At 37.6% G+C, this 20,320-nt stretch carries 12 protein-coding genes; 5 read left to right on the top strand and 7 right to left on the bottom strand.

The genetic code is table 11. From position 1 onward, the window contains the following. Positions 1 to 99: 99 nt before the first annotated feature. The 5 genes from dnaN to AACZ92_RS13440 form a co-directional block, all read right to left on the bottom strand. A complete protein-coding gene (dnaN, locus tag AACZ92_RS13460; RefSeq protein WP_339702251.1) occupies positions 100 to 1,218 on the bottom strand; it encodes a DNA polymerase III subunit beta in 1,119 nt (372 codons plus the stop codon). A 109-nt stretch (positions 1,219 to 1,327) separates the two neighbouring features. Then, a complete protein-coding gene (gene gldG, locus AACZ92_RS13455) occupies positions 1,328 to 3,007 on the bottom strand; it encodes a gliding motility-associated ABC transporter substrate-binding protein GldG (protein WP_339702249.1) in 1,680 nt (559 codons plus the stop codon). A gap of 1 nt (position 3,008) precedes the next feature. Further along, positions 3,009 to 3,725 carry a gliding motility-associated ABC transporter permease subunit GldF gene (gldF, locus tag AACZ92_RS13450; RefSeq protein WP_339702247.1) on the bottom strand — a complete coding sequence of 239 codons (717 nt, stop codon included), beginning with the start codon at positions 3,723 to 3,725 and terminating at the stop codon, positions 3,009 to 3,011. Positions 3,726 to 3,876: 151 nt separating this feature from the next. Then, positions 3,877 to 4,173, bottom strand: a complete 297-nt coding sequence (locus AACZ92_RS13445; protein ID WP_339702245.1) for an antibiotic biosynthesis monooxygenase family protein — start codon at positions 4,171 to 4,173, stop codon at positions 3,877 to 3,879. Between the two features lie 106 nt (positions 4,174 to 4,279). After that, positions 4,280 to 5,110: an SAM-dependent chlorinase/fluorinase gene (locus tag AACZ92_RS13440; RefSeq protein WP_339702243.1), complete on the bottom strand. Its 831-nt coding sequence runs from the start codon at positions 5,108 to 5,110 to the stop codon at positions 4,280 to 4,282. Positions 5,111 to 5,218: 108 nt separating this feature from the next. On the opposite strand from AACZ92_RS13440, the gene AACZ92_RS13435 reads away from it, so the two are divergent. The 3 genes from AACZ92_RS13435 to AACZ92_RS13425 all read left to right on the top strand — a co-directional run bounded on the left by AACZ92_RS13435 (position 5,219) and on the right by AACZ92_RS13425 (position 14,886). Then, positions 5,219 to 6,172: a PhoH family protein gene (locus AACZ92_RS13435; protein ID WP_339702241.1), complete on the top strand. Its 954-nt coding sequence runs from the start codon at positions 5,219 to 5,221 to the stop codon at positions 6,170 to 6,172. Positions 6,173 to 6,204: 32 nt separating this feature from the next. Beyond that, positions 6,205 to 7,152: a phosphoribosylaminoimidazolesuccinocarboxamide synthase gene (locus AACZ92_RS13430; protein ID WP_339702239.1), complete on the top strand. Its 948-nt coding sequence runs from the start codon at positions 6,205 to 6,207 to the stop codon at positions 7,150 to 7,152. Between the two features lie 192 nt (positions 7,153 to 7,344). After that, positions 7,345 to 14,886, top strand: a complete 7,542-nt coding sequence (locus AACZ92_RS13425) for a right-handed parallel beta-helix repeat-containing protein (RefSeq protein ID WP_339702237.1) — start codon at positions 7,345 to 7,347, stop codon at positions 14,884 to 14,886. 38 nt (positions 14,887 to 14,924) lie between these two features. Here AACZ92_RS13425 and AACZ92_RS13420 read toward each other — a convergent pair whose 3' ends face one another. Then, positions 14,925 to 16,208, bottom strand: coding sequence for an acyloxyacyl hydrolase (locus tag AACZ92_RS13420; protein ID WP_339702235.1), 1,284 nt, complete (start codon positions 16,206 to 16,208; stop codon positions 14,925 to 14,927). Positions 16,209 to 16,291: 83 nt separating this feature from the next. Between AACZ92_RS13420 and AACZ92_RS13415 the strand changes: the two genes are divergently transcribed. Then, the gene (locus AACZ92_RS13415) at positions 16,292 to 17,665 is read left to right on the top strand and encodes an alanine/glycine:cation symporter family protein (RefSeq protein WP_339702233.1); all 1,374 of its coding nucleotides are present in this window, start codon (positions 16,292 to 16,294) and stop codon (positions 17,663 to 17,665) included. Positions 17,666 to 17,804: 139 nt separating this feature from the next. Here the strand turns inward: AACZ92_RS13415 and AACZ92_RS13410 are convergent, their stop codons facing one another. Beyond that, the gene (locus AACZ92_RS13410; protein ID WP_339702231.1) at positions 17,805 to 18,890 is read right to left on the bottom strand and encodes a M42 family metallopeptidase; all 1,086 of its coding nucleotides are present in this window, start codon (positions 18,888 to 18,890) and stop codon (positions 17,805 to 17,807) included. Between the two features lie 163 nt (positions 18,891 to 19,053). Here AACZ92_RS13410 and AACZ92_RS13405 point away from each other — a divergent pair, with 163 nt between their 5' ends. Then, positions 19,054 to 19,719, top strand: a complete 666-nt coding sequence (locus AACZ92_RS13405) for a DUF4294 domain-containing protein (RefSeq protein ID WP_339702267.1) — start codon at positions 19,054 to 19,056, stop codon at positions 19,717 to 19,719. Positions 19,720 to 20,320 lie beyond the last annotated feature (601 nt).

Below are 20,320 nucleotides of genomic sequence, written 5' to 3'. Positions count from 1 at the left end.
GAATAGTTTAAAATTTATTTAACTGTTTATTAAAAAGATAGTTAAAGTAAAAATCCGCCTTGGTAGACGGATTTTAAAATAGTTGGCTTATAAGTTTTTCTAGTTATTTAGCATAACCGGCATGACAAGCATGGTAACTTGTTCACCTTCATCAAGCCCATCTACTGGCGTTAAAATCCCAGCTCGGTTGGGTAACGACATTTCTAATGAAACATCATCACTGGTGAGGTTGTTAAGCATTTCGGTTAGAAAACGAGAGTTAAACCCTATTTGCATGTCATCGCCCTGATAATCACAGGTTAAACGTTCTTCCGCTTTGTTACTGTAATCAACATCTTCAGCAGAAATATTTAATTCAGACCCTGCAATTTTTAAACGAATTTGATGTGTTGTCTTGTTTGAAAAGATAGATACACGACGTACCGAGTTTAAAAACTGATTGCGATCAATACTTAGTTTATTCGGATTTTCCTTCGGGATTACCGCTTCGTAATTAGGGTATTTTCCATCAATTAGGCGACACACCATTTCGGTGTTTTCAAAAGTAAACTTCGCATTGCTTTCATTATATTCAATAGTCACTTCTTCTTCACTGCCAGCCAAGATGCTTTTTAGTAAATTCAATGGCTTTTTAGGCATAATGAATTCAGCATTCTCCGTTGCTTTTAAGTCCTCACGAGTATATTTTACTAGCTTGTGGGCATCGGTTGCTACAAAGGTTAATCCTTCCGAAGAAAATTGAAAAAATACTCCGCTCATTACTGGACGAAGGTCATCGTTACCGGTTGCAAAAAATGTTTTATTAATAGCAGTTGCCAACACGTCACCTTGTAAAATTGTAGAAGATGGGTCGTTTAATTCCACTGCATTAGGAAACTCTTCGCCGTCAGCATACGCCAAGGCATATTTACCGTGGTTACTGCTTATCTCTACCGTGTTATTTTCTTCAACTGTAAAGGTTAACGGCTGCTCAGGGAATGTTTTTAAGGTGTCTAATAACAAACGTGCAGGAATGCAAACCGTACCCTGTTCACTACTTTCTACTTCCAGTTTTGAAGAAACTGTAGTTTCTAGGTCGGATGCTGAAACGATAAGCGAACTCCCATCTAGGTTAAACAAAAAATTATCTAAAATAGGAAGCGTATTATTGTTGTTAATAATGCCTCCAAGCACTTGTAATTGTTTCAGTAAATACGAACTCGATACGATGAATTTCATTCTCTATATTTTGTGGAAATAGTTGATTTTCAATTTCAGCTGAACTGTATTCAGCATACATACAAATATATCTGAAATGCGACGGTTTTGAAAACTAATTTATTAACAGTTAACGGGTATAGCGACGTTTTCTGAAATATTGAAAGAGAATTCCGAATACAGCTAGTAACCCCAACGGTAACAAGATGTTAACAAGTTGCCATTGCGTGCGTTGCTCCGCTGTTTTTTGTGGATCAAGAAAGGGAACGGCAATTTCCTTACTACGAATGTTTATAAGTCCGCTATCGTCAAGTAGGTAATTTACGGTATTCAGTAAAAACTCCTTATTTCCGTAGAATGTTTGGGTAAATTTATCGAACCCTAATTCTAACGGGCGGTTACCGTCTAATTGGTTTTTTATAAGATCACCGTCACTTATCACCACCATTTTAGTTGGTACAGAGGTTTTACTGTTTTCTGAATATTGAAACGGTTTTATCCTATTGGTAAATGCAGAAGGGAATTTGCCTTCTAATAAAACAGCCAACGGTTTTTCACCTGCGTTGTATTGCGAAGGATCTGGGCCTTGGTTTACTGTTTTTAAATTTTCGGGTATTTCAATGTCGAGGTTTATTTCGTAGGGAACGCCAATCACTTCGGTTATGGGTGAAGTGGAGAGTAAAACGGTTTTGTTTATCTGGTTTGGAAGCGTATCAATTGTGCTGGCATAGTCAAATTTTACTGCTTCAATATTAGTAACAATGGGATGGTTGTTAGCGCTACTGCTCAACGGATTAAAAAACCAAGGATAGCGATTGTATTGTGATTCCCGTTCGCTTCCTTGCGCTAAGACAATAGGAGCGGAGTACACATCTTTAACCAAATTGGGGTTTATGCGTAAACCGTATTTAAAGAAAAAATCGTTTAGACCAAGATCTTTTCCAAAGGCAAAGGTTTTTCCGCTTACACTATCTATTTTATTTTCAGTTGCATCAATAAGCCATAAAGAACGGCCACCGTTCATGGTGTATTGGTCTAAAATATATTTTTCAGAATCGGAAAAAGCTTCAGTAGGTTTTGCAGCAATAATGAGATCAAACTCTGTTAACGCTTGTAAAGTTTTGTTTGGAGAAATAGCAGCTGAATCTAACGTAAATGGGGCTAAAAAATAATAATCTTTCAATGTGGATAAAAAATCTGCCACATACCGATCTCCTAATTCTTTATTACCTTTTAAGATGGCAACCTTTCGTTTTTTGGGGTTAACCAATTTGTTAAAACCATCAGCAAAAGCATACTCTAGGTTTTGTATGGAGTTGTTTACCCGTTCTTGCGTAGTGGTTCCTAGTTGGTTTTTCAGCAATGGGATGGCAACACTTTTTTCATTGTAATATGCCAACGCCCAAGGGAAAACAGTTTCGGTACTTACTTTTCCGTTTTCGCGTACTTCCACTTGTGCTCCCATCATCTCTCGCTTGGCAAATTCTTGTTGCAAAGACTGTGGATCATCAACTTCTAATGGATTGATGAATTCAAACTTAATATTTGGGTTATAAGCAGAAAATTCTTCTAATAACTGTTTACTTTCAGCTTGCAGTCGGTTGAATTCTGCAGGGAAATTACCTTTTAAAAAAACATCAATTACAATAGGCGATTTTGCAGTTGCGATGGTTTCTTTTGCAGCTTCAGAAAGCGTGTATCGTTTATCTTGAGTAAGGTCGAAACGTTTATAAACATACGACGAAACTACATTTACAATGATAAATGCAAGTAACGCTACAACGATATATTGAATGGTTTTTTTGTTCATATCAATTACGTTTCTTTAACTTTAATATTGTAAATGATATAAAAAGGGCCGAAATACTTAAAAAATAAATAATATCTCTTGTATCGAGTACACCACGAGCCACACTGTCAAAATGAGCTTTCATTCCTAATGTTTCAATTGGAAAATCAATGCCTAAATTGGTAATACCTTCAAAGCCATAATACAGTACAAAACATAAAAAAACTGAAATAATAAACGCTACAATCTGGTTTTGTGATAGCGTAGAAGAGAACACGCCAATTGCCGTGTAAGCGAGTACTAAAAAGAGCAAACCAATGTAGGAACCTAACGTACTGCCTACATCCCAATTACCGGCTGGATTTCCTAATTGTGAAATTGTAATAATATAGAGTAAAGTTGGTAGCAGCGCTATAACAATAAGAATGACAGCTCCAAAATATTTGCCTAATACAATGTTTTTTAATGAAATAGGCTTCGTCAGTAATAATTCTAACGTGCCCATTTTTATCTCATCGCTAAAACTCCGCATCGTTACCGCGGGAATAAGAAATAAGAGTACCCAAGGTGCTAATTGAAAGAAGGATGATAAATCGGCAAAACCAGCATCGAGTATATTATAATCGCCAGTAAAAACCCAAAGGAACAAACCGTTAATTAACAGAAATATTCCAATAACCAAATACCCAATCGGGCTGGCAAAGAAAGCAGTTATCTCACGTTTTATTAATGCAGTCATTTTAATTTCTTTTCATTGTCGGGGCTTCGATACTATTCCGAAGCGCTTTACTTTCGGAATCACTCAGCCTCCTTATATTGTTCGTTATAAATTAGTTTTTACCGGTGGCTGAGTGTCACGACGTAAGGAGGGATGTACCGAAGGCACAATGTTAATTCAAACTATACAACGTATCCACACTCCAAGCTGCGGCTTTTGCTTTAAATTTTGGTTTTGTTTCTGCCCAAACTCCTTTAAATAAATCGCTGTGGCGATAGGCTTCTAAATCTTCTTCTTTCTTCCAACGGCTGTAGGTGAAAAAGATTGTTTCATTATGTTTATCCCGATACAACTCTAAAAACTCACAACCGGGAAAGGTTCTTATTTTATCTTTTATGGTTTCAAAATTAGCAAGAAAAGCAGGTATTTCCTCTTCCTTAAACTCCATTTTTACAATTCTTGTGAACATGACAGGCTTTTATTTAATTTGAGAAAACTTTCTTGTAATAAGGTTGCTGAACAGAGCCGAAGTACCATTTTTACATTTCTAGTGAACATATAACTTTTATTATTTTTCAATTAAAATTTATAGATATAGTGTCCCAATATTCTAATCCAAATAGGGTAGAGGCACTTCCTACAGTACTTGGGTTGCTTTTATAAATTGCTAGCTCTAAATACTTAGATGAATTCCAAAGGGCTAATTTTTTACCATCCTCCTCTCTTTTATCCGCTGGAAGTTCAAAGTTTATTGCTTCACTGTAATGTGAATAAATCGTTGAAAAGGTTGCTCGTCGAGCTTGAATAGTATATTTACGCCCTTTGCCCACTTCTTCAAAAAAGGATCTTGTAATGTTACTTACTACATTTCCGTAGTTATCAATATAAATCACGTTTCCTACAATTTGGTTGTTTTCACTGTTTACAACGGGTTGAAGGCCTCTAATTTCTTTTATTTCAGCAATTGACTTGCCAATAACATCCAATGTTCCTCCACGAGCGATATGGCAAGCAACTTTTACAAAGACATCTAAAACAGGGAAATTGGTTTCTATACGGTCGTGAATATTAATTTCAACGATTTTTTCAGGTTTTATTTCTGAAGCTAACATAGAAATAATTCCATTATTGGCACAAATAAAATAATGACCGTCTAAATAAACGGCTATATGTTTATTTTCAGGGTTTAATTCTGAATCTATTCCTATTAAATGTATAGTGTCTTTAGGGAAACTACGATATGCGTTTTGAATTATATAAGCAGCTTCCGTAATATGAAATGGGGAGATTGAATGTGAGATATCAACAATTCTAACATCGGGTAATTCACTATAAATAGCACCTTTTACTGCTCCTGCAAAGTGATCTTTCTCTCCAAAATCAGTAGTAAGGGTAATGATGGGCATTGTCGATTGTTGATATTTTGTTAAAACAAGTACTACAAAAATAAGGTACTTTTGTTATAGGAAAAACTATATTTACACTTAGTATAAAATCTTATAAACATTCTGCTTTTGAACGAACTTATAATTGAATTGACCGAAGTAAGTCCACGCGAATTTTTTGGGCTTCAAAATGCAAATATTGATCTGCTTAAAAAGTTTTTTCCGAAACTTAAAATTGTTGCCCGCGGAAGTAAAATTAAAGCGTATGGCGATGAGGAAGTTCTCGAAGAATTTGACAAAAGGATGACCATGTTGTTAGAGCATTTTGGTAAATACAATAAAATAGACGAAAATGTAATTGAACGTGTACTACAAAGTGAAAGTAAGGATGATTATGAAACTCCAGTAAGTGCTGGTGAAGTTTTAGTTCATGGCGTTAGTGGAAAGTTAATAAAAGCCCAAACGGCCAATCAGCGTAAATTGGTAGAATTGATGGGTAAAAACGATATGGTGTTTGCTGTAGGCCCTGCCGGAACTGGAAAAACCTATACGGGCGTTGCTTTAGCTGTAAAGGCCTTAAAAGAAAAGCAGGTAAAACGTATCATACTAACCCGACCCGCTGTGGAAGCAGGAGAGAACTTAGGGTTTCTACCCGGAGATTTAAAGGAAAAACTCGATCCGTATATGCAACCGTTGTATGATGCGCTACGCGATATGATTCCGCATGAAAAACTAGAATCACATATAGAAAAAGGTGTTATTCAAATTGCACCTATGGCCTTTATGCGAGGGCGAACACTAGACAACGCTTTTGTTATTCTAGATGAAGCGCAAAACACCACGCATGCGCAAATGAAAATGTTCCTTACCCGAATGGGGAAAAGTGCTAAGTTTATGATTACCGGTGATCCCGGACAAATAGATTTACCAAGAAGGGTTATCTCAGGATTAAAAGAAGCCTTATTGGTTTTAAAAGATGTTAAAGGTGTTGGTGTTATTCATTTAGATGATAAAGATGTAATACGACACAGACTTGTTAAAAAAGTAATCGCGGCTTATAAGTCAATTGAAAACGTTGACTAATTAATTATTTACGGAATAAAGAATCTATTATAATGAACACCCTAACTTCTACTAATTTTAATTTTCCCGGTCAAAAAAACGTTTATCATGGTAAAGTACGTGAAGTCTATACCTTAGAGAATGACACGTTAGTGATGATTGCAACCGATAGGTTGAGTGCTTTCGATGTTGTAATGCCGAAGGGCATTCCATATAAAGGACAGATATTAAATCAGATTGCTACTAAAATGATGCGCGACACGGAAGATATTGTTCCCAATTGGTTAACCGCAACCCCTGACCCTAATGTTGCATTAGGTGAAGCTTGCGAACCTTACAAAATTGAAATGGTTATTAGAGGGTATTTAAGTGGCCACGCAGCTCGTGAATACAAAGCTGGTAAACGAATGCTTTGCGGTGTTTCTATGCCTGAAGGGATGAAGGAGAATGATAAATTCCCTAAACCAATTATAACTCCAGCTACCAAAGCTGAGGCAGGTGATCACGACGAAGATATTTCTAGAGAAGAAATTTTAAAACGCAATATTATTTCAGAAGAAGAGTATCTACAGTTAGAAGATTATACTAGAAAACTTTTTCAAAGAGGAACTGAAATTGCAGCCAAACGCGGATTGATTTTAGTAGATACTAAATATGAATTCGGAAAAACGAAAGATGGAAAAATTGTTCTTATAGATGAAATCCATACCCCAGACTCTTCCAGATACTTTTACGCAGACGGATATCAAGAACGTCAAAACGCTAACAAACCACAAAAACAATTGTCTAAAGAATTTGTAAGACAATGGTTAATTGAAAATGGTTTTCAAGGGCTAGAAGGCCAGCAAGTTCCTGAAATGAATGAAGAGTACATCCAAACAGTTTCCGAACGCTATATTGAATTATATGAAAATATAACGGGTGAAACTTTTGAAAAAGCCGATGTTTCAAATATTCAAAATAGAATTAAAAATAATGTTTTAGGTTATCTTAAACAATAACCTTTAAAACATATAAAAGTTAAGTTTTATAAGGTTATTAATAAAAATTAAAGAGTAAAAACGCTTTTAAGTTTATCATTTTTTAAATTTTAATATTTCCTTAACAAACCGAAATTTTAATTTCTTCGTAGATAAAGTGTAAATGTTCCTGGTCTACAGGAACAAAAGTCTAATTAATCAAAAAAACACTTTATGGAAAGAACAACTACTCGAAACTATTTTTTATTGGTTTCTATTTTGTTAATGACATCATTGTCTTATGGACAATTTGTTGTTATGAACAGCAACGATGCTGGACCAGGCTCTTTACGTCAGGCTGTTATCGATGCTAATGCAGCGGCTGGTCCTGATGAGATCATTTTCGACGCAGACTACACGGTAAACCTTACTTCAGGGCAAATAGTAATTAACGACGACCTTACCATTACAGGTACAGGGATTGGGAATACTGTTTTAGATGGTACAGGTAATGGTACTGCTCAACTTTTAGGAGCTACTAATATTACTGATTTGACTATTGATGGAATTACATTCCAAAATGCAACGGCTACAGCTCCTGGTGCTGCAATAGGAATTCAAAATGTTGTAAACGCAAACGTTATAGATTCTGAATTCAATAATAATGTAACAAATGCCGCTAACGGAGGAGGAGCAATAGGATCAACTGATTCTAACCTTACGGTTTCAGGAAGTTTTTTCGACGGAAATACTGCAATTAATGCAGCTTCAAGTAGTGGAGGTGCTATTGGTCAAGATACAAGTGGAACATTAACTGTAATAAATTCTGAGTTTACAAACAATACCGCAAACCGTGCAGGTGGAGCTATTGAAGTAAATTCTCCTGATCTTATTACAATTACAGATTCAAACTTCGACGGAAATACAGCTGTAGGTCCTCCCGGAAACGGAGGATCTTTGCATATTACAGGGAGTGCAGATGCTACAATATCTAGTTCAACCTTCATAAATAACGTAGCTGCTCTAGAAGGAGGAGCTTTATGGAATGGTTTAGGAACCATGACAGTATCTAACTGTACAGTAGATGCTAATGAAGCACAAGGAGCTGCTGCCGATGACGGTGGTGGAGGGATCTTCAATAATGGTGGAACACTTTTAGTGAATGCCCAAACAACAATAACAAATAATATAGCTTCTGGAGCCTCAGGTTCTGGTGGTGGTGTTTTTAGTACAGCTGGAACGGTTGAAATTATAGATCCTGGAACAGCAGTAAACTTAAATAGAGCCAACCGCGCAGGTGGTGGTATCGAAATAATTGATGGATCACTTACACTTACCGATGTATCATTAAACCAGAATAATGCAGGAGTTGCGCCGGCAGTAGCTGCACCTGGTAATGGTGGAGGTATTCACGTATCTAATGTAGCGACCGTTATTATAAACGGAGGTAATATTCAAGCTAATATTGCTGGAAACCAAGGTGGAGGTCTTTGGAACCAAGCTGGAAGTACAATGACGGTAACAAATTCACCTACACCAAATTTTAACGATAATATCGCTAGCGGTGAAGGTGGTGGAGCTATATATAATAATGGAGGTGCTTTAGAAGTGCAACCAGGAAATGTATTAAGTAACAATATTGCAGATGGACCTTCAGGTTCCGGTGGAGCAATTTTAAATGCCACACCGGGAACATTCACAGTTGACGATGTAACGTTTACTGGAAATACAGCAAACCGTGCAGGTGGTGCAATTGAAATTGCATCGGCTGGAGGAGAAACATATACTTTTTCAGGAGTAACTTTAGATGGTAACTTTATAGCAACACCGGCACCAGGAAATGGTGGAGGTCTTCACATAAGCGGACCTGGTGATGTGACTTTCACTAATAGTACAATTCAAAATAACACAGCTGTAGAAGGTGGTGGTCTTTGGAATGGTTCAGGAACGATGACCGTAACAGATACAGAAGTTTCTAATAATGAAGCCACAGGTGACCTTTCCGAACAAGGAGGTGGTGGTATTTATAATGAAATGGGAACATTGATTGTAAATGGTACTTCAGCTATAGATGGTAATTCAGCAACTGGAACAGCAGGTTCTGGTGGCGGAATCTTAACCAATATGGGATCATTAAATGTAGATGGCCTTACAATATCTGGAAACACAGCTGTTAGAGCTGGTGGTGGTATTGAAGTACGATCAAATGCAGGAGACTTGTTTGAGTTCAACAATGTAACGTTCAATAACAATACCGCTACAGGAGCAACAGCCCCTGGAAACGGAGGAGCTTTCCATATTAGTGGAGCAGGAGATTCTACATTCACCAACTGTTTAATTCAAAACAATACAGCAGTAGAAGGTGGAGGTCTTTGGAATGGACCCGGAACGATGACAATAACCGGTTTTGATACACAGATGAATAATAATGAAGCTACTGGTAATGATCCTGATCAAGGTGGTGGAGCTTTATTTAATAATGGAGGAACAATGAATATTGATTCCTTTGCCGATATATTCAGTAATGTAGCTACAGGGACATCAGGTTCTGGTGGAGCTATTTTAAGTACTGGAGGAACGCTTAACACCAATACTATTTTCCTAAACTCAAATGGAGCGAATAGAGCAGGTGGAGCTATTGAAATTATTGACGGTACAGCTAACCTTATCGATATTTCAATTATTCAGAATTATGTTACTGGTAACCTTACCGGAGGAACTGCAAACCCAGGAAACGGGGGTGGATTGCACGTAACAGGTAATTCCGCAATAGTAACTTTAAGTGGAATAGTATTCTTAAATGAAGCTGCTTCAGAAGGTGGTGGACTTTGGAACAATGGAGGTACAATGAATATAGAAGGTGGAACCTTTTATGGTGATACTTTTATAGATCAAAATATAGCTTCGGGTGCTGCTGCCGACAATGGTGGTGGTGGAATCTTCAATAATGGAGGTACACTTAATGTAGCAAGCGGAACTGTAATTACTCGAAATATCGCTGATGGAGCCTCAGGTTCTGGTGGTGGTCTTTTCAGTACAAATGGAGATGTAATGCTTGATGGAGTTATAATTACTGAAAATAGAGCAAACAGAGCTGGTGGTGGTATTGAATTAATTGACGGTTCATTGATGCTTACCAATTCAACATTAAATAATAACAACGCAGGAATGTCTCCTGCAGTTGCTGCTCCCGGGAATGGGGGAGGCTTACACATTTCAGGTGCAGCCAACTCTAATATTTCAGGTGGAACGGTTAACAATAATGTAGCTGCTTCCGAAGGTGGTGGCCTTTGGAATGGATCTGGAACGATGACTATTGATGCAACTCCAATTACAAATAACGTTGCTTCCGGAAATGACGCTACCAACGGTGGTGGTGGAGTATTTAATAATGGAGGTTCTTTGGATGTTTTAGCAGGTACAATAATAACTAATAACATTGCTGATGGAACATCAGGTTCTGGTGGTGGAATATTTAGTACTGCTGGAGAAGTAGAACTTACCGAAGTAATTATAACCGATAACCAAGCAAATAGAGCTGGTGGTGGTATTGAATTAATTGATGGATCATTAATGTTTACCAATGTTACGTTGGATACTAATAACGCAGGAGTTGCTCCCGCAACAGCCGCGCCAGGTAATGGAGGTGGATTGCACATAAGTGGATCTGCTGATGCTAGAATAAACGGAGGAACAGTCGATGGTAATATTGCTGCACTAGAAGGTGGTGGTTTATGGAATGGATTAGGAATGATGACTGTTGACGGAACACCAATTACAAACAATATAGCTAGTGGAGCTGCTGCCGATGATGGTGGTGGTGGAATCTTCAATAATGGAGGTACATTAGATGTATTGGCTGGAACCAATATCACTAACAACTTGGCAAATGGAACGTCAGGTTCTGGCGGTGGAATTTTCAGTACTGGAGGTTCAGTAACTGTGACTGATGCTGTGATTTCACAAAATAGCGCGAATCGTGCTGGTGGTGGTATTGAAGTTATTGAAGGTTCAGTAACATTGAATAATACAGCTCTTAGTATAAATGACGTGAATGGAACTGCAGGCACACCAAATCCGGGTAACGGGGGAGGAATGCACGTAAGTGGCGCTGCAACAATTTCAATAACAGGTGGAACGGTTTCAGCAAACGAAGCTGCTAGTGAAGGTGGTGGACTTTGGAATCAAGCCGGAGCTACAATGACTGTTACCGATGCGATGGTAAATATAAATACCGCAGCTGGTAACGATGCCGATAACGGTGGAGGAGGAATCTTCAATAATGGAGGTAACTTAGGAATTGTAAATTCTACAGTTCAAAGTAATACAGCTACAGGAACTTCAGGTTCTGGTGGAGGTGTATTGACAACTGATGGTGATGTTACAGTTATAGGAGGAAGTATTGATAACAATTCTGCTAACCGCGCTGGTGGTGGAGTTGAAATTATCGATGGAATGCTTTCTATGGCAAATACGTCATTAAACTCTAACGGAGTAAATGGTTCTTCTGGAGCACCAAACCCAGGAAACGGTGGTGGATTACACGTAAGTGGTGTCGCAAATGTTTCCATGTTTGGAGGTACGGTTTCCTTTAACGATGCTGCTGCTGAAGGTGGTGGTCTTTGGAACCAAGCCGGAAGTACTATGGAAGTAGATAACACAATTATAGACAGTAATACTGCAAGTGGTAACGATCCTGACCAAGGTGGAGGAGGAATCTTTAACAATGGCGGAACATTGATGGTACAGAATTCTTCAGAAATTACAAACAATTTTGCCGATGGAACTGCAGGTTCTGGTGGTGGAATTCAAAACGTTGCTGGTGGATCTGTAACTGTTAATAACACGATAATTTCAAACAACTCAGCAAACAGAGCTGGTGGTGGTATTGAAGATAATTCTTCAGTAACTGCAGGAAGCATAACGCTGTTTAATGTGAATTTAGATAATAATGAAGTAGGAAGCGCACCGGGTAATGGTGGTGGACTACATATAACAGGTCCTGGTACCGCTATGATAACCAACGGAACAGTAAACGGAAACGTTGCAACTGCCGAAGGTGGTGGTCTTTGGAATGGATCTGGAGAAATGACAGTTGACGGAACAACTGTTGACGCAAACACAGCCAGTGGAGCCGATGCCGATCAAGGTGGTGGTGGAATCTTCAACGAAGGTGGAACACTATCTGTATTGAATGCAACAATCAGTAATAATATTGTTGACGGAGCCTCTGGATCCGGTGGTGGAATCTTGAACAATCAAGGTACTTTAACCGTAACCGATTCTGAATTAAGTGGAAACACTTCAATGAGAGCTGGTGGAGCGATTGAAGATAATTCAGTTGCTGGAAATGTATTGACACTTGAGAATGTTGATTTAATGAACAACGCAACTGCGTCTGCACCGGGTAACGGTGGTGGATTGCATATAACTGGTCCTGGTGACTCAAACATTACAGGTGGAACTGCAAGTGGAAACACTGCTTCTGCTGAAGGTGGAGCGTACTGGAACGGAGCTGGTGCAATGACAATCGACGGAACAACTGTTGACGCAAATACAGCTAGCGGAGCTGATGCCGATCAAGGTGGTGGTGGAATCTTCAATGAAGGTGGAACACTATCCGTACTGAATGCAACCGTAAGTAACAATATTGCTGACGGTGCATCTGGATCAGGTGGAGGAATCTTGAACAATCAAGGAACACTTACTGTAACCGATTCTGAATTAAGTGGAAACATTTCCATGAGAGCCGGTGGTGCAATTGAAGATAATTCAATTGCTGGAAATGTATTGACACTTGAGAATGTTGATTTAATGAACAACAGCACTGCATCTGCGCCAGGTAATGGCGGTGGATTGCACATATCTGGTCCTGGTGACTCAAACATCACAGGTGGAACAGCTAGTGGAAACACGGCATCTGCTGAAGGTGGAGCGTACTGGAACGGAGCTGGAATCATGACAATCGACGGTACAACTGTTGATGCAAACACAGCAAGTGGAGCCGATGCCGATCAAGGTGGTGGTGGAATCTTCAACGAAGGTGGAACACTGTCTGTATTGAATGCAACCGTAAGCAATAACATTGTTGACGGCGCATCTGGATCCGGTGGTGGAATCTTGAACAATCAAGGAATACTTACCGTAACCGATTCTGAATTAAGTGGAAACATTTCCATGAGAGCCGGTGGTGCAATTGAAGATAATTCAATTGCTGGAAATGTATTGACATTAATGAACGTTGATTTAATGAACAACAGTACTGCATCTGCACCGGGTAACGGTGGTGGATTGCATATAACTGGAGAAGGAGATGCTAACATTACAGGTGGAACAGCAAGTGGAAACACAGCGTCTGCTGAAGGTGGAGCACTTTGGAACAGTGTAGGAGTTATGACAATCGATGGAATGACAATCGATGGAAATACCGCAGAAGGAGCCGATGCCGATAATGGTGGTGGAGGTGTCTTCAACAATGGAGGTACATTGAACATTGTTAACGGTACAGCGATTACTAATAATATGGCTACAGGAGCTTCAGGTTCTGGTGGTGGATTACTGAGTACAGCTGGTGATGTAACCATTACTGATGCTACGTTAGACTCTAATGCTGCGAATAGAGCAGGTGGAGCTATCGAATTGATTGATGGTAACTTAATATTCACTACTTCTGAAATGACAAACAACGATGTAAATGGAACGGCAGGAACAGCAGCACCGGGTAACGGTGGTGGTCTGCACGTAACAGGAAACAGCGGATTGATTACTATTTCAGAAAGTATTGTGACAGGTAACGAAGCTGCTCAAGAAGGTGGTGGATTATGGAACCAAAGTGGAACGATGATGGTTGTTGAAACAACTACAATCGATTCAAATAGCACATTTGGTACTGCTGCCGATGACGGTGGAGCTGGTATCTTCAACAATGGAGGTATAGTAGAAGTTAATACATCTACAGTATCTAATAATATTGCTTCAGGAGCGACAAGTTCTGGTGGTGGTATTCACAATGCCGATGGCGGTGATGTAACTGTAATGGTAAGTACTATTTCAGGAAATACAGCAAACGGTTCTGGTGGTGGAATCCACAACAACGGAAACAGTTTTGACATCAATGCGGCTACGATAGCAATGAATGAAGCATTAGCAAATGGAGGCGGTATTAGTAGTATGACTAATACTTCGCTTAAAAATACATTGGTTGCTTTAAACAGCGCAGCGAATGGTCAAGATGTTTCAGGAACTTTTGTTTCTAACGATTATAACTTGATTGGGACAGACGACGAAAGTGCATTTCCTGAACAAACAAATGATATAGAAGAAGTAGATCCTATGGTTGGACCGCTACAAAATAACGGTGGTTTAACAAATACACATCAATTATTGGAAGGTTCTCTAGCATATAACGCAGGAGATCCAGTAGATCAGTTTAATGATCAAATTGACCAAGCTGTATTTGATGATGTTCGTGATATCGGTGCTTTTGAAGCACAGGAAATATTGCTTTCTATCGAAGATATAACTGAATCTGGTAATGGAATTGTAATTTACCCGAATCCTTCAAGAGGAATGGCAACGGTAAAAATTCCAGAAACCTTTGGTACAGTTATTCAAATTACGATAGTTGAATTAGGTTCTGGTAAAATTGTAAATAATCTTACAACTTCTTTCGGAGCAACGGAACTTAACCTTAATGCAATGGCGAACGGGGTGTATATAATTAATGTAACTTCAGAAGAAGGAACATCAACACACCGATTGATATTAGCTAAATAAAGTTTTTAAAATTTAGTTTTTGTGAAAAACCTCTTTCATTAATTTGAAAGGGGTTTTTTTATTTTTTTAATGAAGCTATGTACATACCCAAGACTAAGCTCTGTAAAGTCTGCCTGCCCTAAGTTGGAATTTATACTCGCACCGAAAAAGACATTATGTTTAGGTGCTTTTCGGGTACCGATGAGGTAATACTTTAAACCTAAGCGTGAAGAGATTAATTTCTTAAGTTTAAATTTAGTGCCAAAATCGCCCAAAACAATAGCACTATTTTCAGGTATTTCCCGAGGTACCACATCCCAACCTTGATTGATGCGCCAATCTATGTTGTATGCAGGTTTATGTATGTTAAAACCTATTTGCAAATTTACTCCAAAGTGATTCAGCAAAACTTCACCATTTATAAAAACACCTAGATTACTAGCACTCCAAGAGGGGTGTTCTTTAAAAGAATCAAACTCTCGTCCATCTTGTACTAACGATTCGTCATTTGTTATATATTCGTAATAATGCCTGTAAAAACGGTAGTAAGCACCAATACCCACCTTATATGTATTATTGAAAACCTTCCCATATTCAGCCGATACAATATATACACCTTTTTTATCATTAAAAGGTTTTGCTAACACCTGTAAGCCATAACCGGAACGCAAAGCGAGATAACTATATCTGCTTGTAGAAAAATCAGGGCTCTTTTCTTCAGAATTAAAAGTAGGGTTTATACTGTTCTTTATATCTGCTGAAACACTCAGTAAAAAGGAATTGAAGCCTTGATTGGGTAAACGTGTATGTCCGTTAGAATGATGGGAATAGCCAATACCTGTGCGCCAATCTATATTTTGTGTTGTAAATATTTTGTAATGGCTAAATAATTTGAACGACCAGGTGAAATCGGTTGTAACTGCCTCATTGTTCGGGTTGGTAATAGGATCGTATTTTTCTGTAAAATATGAAGCTCCTGTTCCTACTAGTAAAGTTAATCTTTTGCTCCTAAAGATATTAAACTCAATAAATGGAAGTACGGAAATGGCACCTCCTAAGTTTTTGGTATTCCCGAAATCGGTATAACCTACACTTATTCCTGTTCTAGGGCCTTTAAGGCGTTGTGCCCATTCTTGTGGGTTTTTGTCATGTTCCCAACCAAAACTTAGAATACCTTGTGATTGTAATCCGTGATCTGGAAAATAACTGTTGGCGTCTGCTGTAATGCCTAGTAAAATTTCAGGACTAATGACAAAACTTGATCTAGCATCATCACCATCTACTTGTTGAGCAAACAAATAACTGGAAATTAGTAAAAATGTGGTTAGTAGAGTTTTTTTCATAAAGAACAGCAAAAAACAATAATAATGTTACTTTTAAAAATTCACAAGTATTTTTAATTAGTATTCCTTTTATCTTCAAACTATTGAAAAAAATAGACTCTTTTATTTCTGAAATTGCTTCCCTTGCTTGGGGACTTCCATTGCTGATACTTTTAATAGGTGGCGGATTGTATTTATTGATACGTATTCGGTTTTTACCTTTTCGGTATTTTGGACATGCCATCGCCGTATTACGAGGAAAGTATGATAATGAAACTGATAGTGGTGAAATTTCTCACTTTCAAGCGTTGACCACAGCTCTTTCTGCAACAGTAGGAATGGGGAATATTGCAGGAGTTGCCGTAGCTATTGCTCTGGGAGGACCGGGAGCTGTTTTTTGGATGTGGGTAAGTGCTGTTATTGGGATGTCCACAAAGTTTTTTACAGCTACACTCGCTATTTTGTATAGAGGAAAAGATAGTGATGGTAAAATACAAGGTGGTCCTATGTATTTTATAGTAGAAGGTTTAGGCAAGGATTGGAAGCCATTGGCGGTAGTGTTTAGTATTGCTGGGTTGGTAGGAGCTTTACCAGTTTTTAATGTAAACCAATTAACACAGGCGATTAATGATGTTTTATTGAAACCTGCAGGATTATATTATGGATTTTCAAGCGACTTGATTATTGGTTTGGTGTTAGTAGGAATCACTTCAGTTGTTATATTGGGAGGACTGTCACGAATAAGTAAAACTGCATCAAAGCTGGTACCTGCTATGGTAGTCTTCTATTTTATCATGGTGCTGATTATTTTAGGTGTGCATATTGATGTACTACCATATTATTTCAAACTTATTTTTACCGATGCTTTTTCGGCTTCATTTTACAAAGGTGATGCCTTTTTAGGCGGAATTGTCGGTGGACTTATGTTATTGGGAATCCGAAGAGGTGCTTTTTCTAACGAAGCAGGTATTGGTACAGCACCTATGGCACATGGCGCAGCTAAGACAAACGAACCTATTCGAGAAGGATTGGTAGCTATGTTAGGTCCGGCTATTGATACGCTGATTGTTTGTACGTTAACCGCATTGACTATATTGGTTACTGGAGTTTGGCAGAGTAGTGACGCTAACGGCGTAAGTTTAACTGCAACTGCTTTTGCTGATGGTATACCTAATTTTGGGAAATATGCTTTATTGCTTTGTATTGCCGTGTTCAGTATATCATCACTGTTCTCATATTCGTATTACGGAACTAAGTGTATGTCATTTTTATTTGGCGCGAAATATAAAGGATACTACAATTACATTTATATAATAAGTATTATTATGGGTGCTACTACCTCATTGAGTATGATGATTAATTTAATTGACACCTTTTTTGCTTTAATGGCTGTTCCTACAATGACTGCAACTATTTTATTAGCACCTCGAGTAATAAAAGAAGCTAAAAAATATTTCGGGAATTTAAAAATGAAATAGAGTATTCTCAATACTTTATAAAAAGAGCTTAAACAGGTTTGTCTTTTCTAAAGTATATAGTCATAAGTAAAAAAGCCCAAACTGATTTTTGGGCTTTTTTTATTCTTTACCTCACTTTTTTAGAAGATAGATTTAAATGTTATTCAAAATAACTAAAAGTATCACCGTCTTTTAAGTTTAAAAGAGACTCATAGATAAGTTTAATTACATTCTCAACATCGTCTCTATGTACCATTTCAACGGTGGTATGCATATAACGAAGCGGTAAGGATATTAATGAACTGGCGACACCACTATTACTGTAAGCAAATGCATCTGTATCGGTTCCAGTAGCTCTTGATAAGGCAGCTCTTTGGAAAGGTATTTTATTCTTTTCAGCAGTATTAGTAATTATATCTCGTAGTTTTTGCTGAACAGCAGGGGCGTAGGCAATAACTGGTCCTTTACCAATTTCAACATCACCTTGCTTTTTTTGCTCGATCATTGGAGTACTAGTATCGTGCGTAACATCAGTAACAATAGCAGCGTTAGGTTTAATGCGTTCGGCAATCATTTGAGCGCCACGTAAACCTATTTCTTCTTGAACTGAATTAGTAATGTAGAGTCCGAAAGGAAGTTTCTTTTTGTTTTCATGTAATAGACGTGCTACTTCAGCAATCATAAACCCACCCATTCTGTTATCTAATGCTCGGCAAACAAATTTGTCTTCATTAAGAATATGAAATTCATCTGGATAGGTGATAACACATCCTACATGAATACCCATTTTTTCAACTTCCTCTTTGTCTTTGCAGCCTACATCGATAAAAATATTGTCAGGTTTAGGGGACGCTTCTTTCGATTTATTTCGGGTATGGATTGCTGGCCAACCAAATACACCTTTTTTAATCCCATCTTTAGTGTGAATATTCACAATTTTTGAAGGTGCTATTTGGTGATCGCTACCACCATTTCTAACTACATATAAAAGACCATTATCACTTATATAATTAACATACCAAGAAATTTCATCGGCATGGCCCTCAATAACTACCTTATACTTAGCTTCTGGGTTTATAACTCCTACCGCACTTCCGTAGGTGTCTGTAATAAACTCGTCAACGTATGGTTTTAAATACTCCATCCACATTTTTTGCCCATCCCATTCATAACCAGTAGGAGCTGCATTGTTTAGGTAGTTTTTTAAAAAGGATAATGATTTTTTATTCAGAATAGATTTTGCCATAAGGAGTATATTTACTGCTATTTAATTAACGCAGCCAAAATTAATAATTAAATACTAACTCAAACGTTACAGAATATATAATTTTGGAACAATTTTCGCTAATAAACAGCAAAAAGAATATTAAATGAAACTGAAACAACCCTTCATATTTATAACATTCTTTATGTTTCTTGGTCAAATAACCGTTGCACAAGTAATAGGACCTGTTAATGAACAAGAAACCGATACCACTCAAAAACTCTATTATATAGTAAAAGGAGATACGATCCCTAGAGAGTTTATTAATTTGGAAGAAGTCGTTTTGCTGAATAAATTAAAGTTTAATTCAAAAAATGATAGAAGGCGCTACTTAATACTCCGCAGGAAAACCCGTAAAGTATATCCCTATGCAAAATTGGCAGCAGAAAGGTTAATAACAATGAGCGAACGCTTATCTGAATTTCCAGAAAAGAGACAAAAACGAAAATATACTAAGCGTGTTCAAAAGTATATAGAGGAAGAGTTTTCAGACAAATTAAAAAAACTCACTCATACAGAAGGGCAGATACTCGTTAAGCTAATACATAGACAGACGGGACGTACTGCGTTTGAACTTATAAAAGAGTTACGTACTGGTTGGCGTGCATTTTGGTATAATACAACGGCAAGTCTTTTTGAAATATCCTTGAAAGAAGAATATCAACCTTTCATTAATAAAGAAGACTATATTATAGAGGATGTGTTAGAGCGTTCATTTCAATCCAATATACTCGAACGACAAGCTCCAGCCTTTAAAATTGACTACTTAGACTTAACCGAACATTGGAATAATAATACGGTGGAAAATTAATTCTCTTATTGCTTGCCCATAAAAAATAGTTGATATATCTTTGCCGTTCGCTCTTTTTGGTAGCAGGGTAAGTCCTCTTTAAATGAATACTATGTTAATGCTCATTTAATCCAAATCAATTTTATTGATTATTTATAGTTTCTAATTAAAATTGAGGTTTTAAATAGAAGCTTGTAGAAAGCTCAACTTTTTTTAATTTCAAAACACTGCAAAACAGTGTCTTAAAAAAAAGTTTAAAAAAAACTTAAAAAAAGTTTTGGTTGGAAAGAAAAAAAGAGTGTATATTTGCAGCCGCTTACAACGGTAAGCAAGTTCTTAAACAGGCGAAAGGAGTAGTAATTACGGTGGTTCAAGTCCACTGCGTCTAACAAAATAAGGCTTAATATTTAAGTCGAGTTTAAAGTTCATTGATATATTGAAATTGACAGCGAGATAATAAATTGGAAACGATTATTATCGAGATTGAAAAAAACTAAACTAAGTATAATCCTTGAGATTTTTTTGGGTAAGGCTTTTTGATTGTGGTATATTATATTATTTAAGATTCTACGATGAAGAGTTTGATCCTGGCTCAGGATGAACGCTAGCGGCAGGCCTAACA

The organism is uncultured Marixanthomonas sp., from assembly GCF_963974425.1.
In the GTDB taxonomy this organism is placed as follows: domain Bacteria; phylum Bacteroidota; class Bacteroidia; order Flavobacteriales; family Flavobacteriaceae; genus Marixanthomonas.
This window is presented reverse-complemented; position numbering and strand designations above follow the sequence as displayed.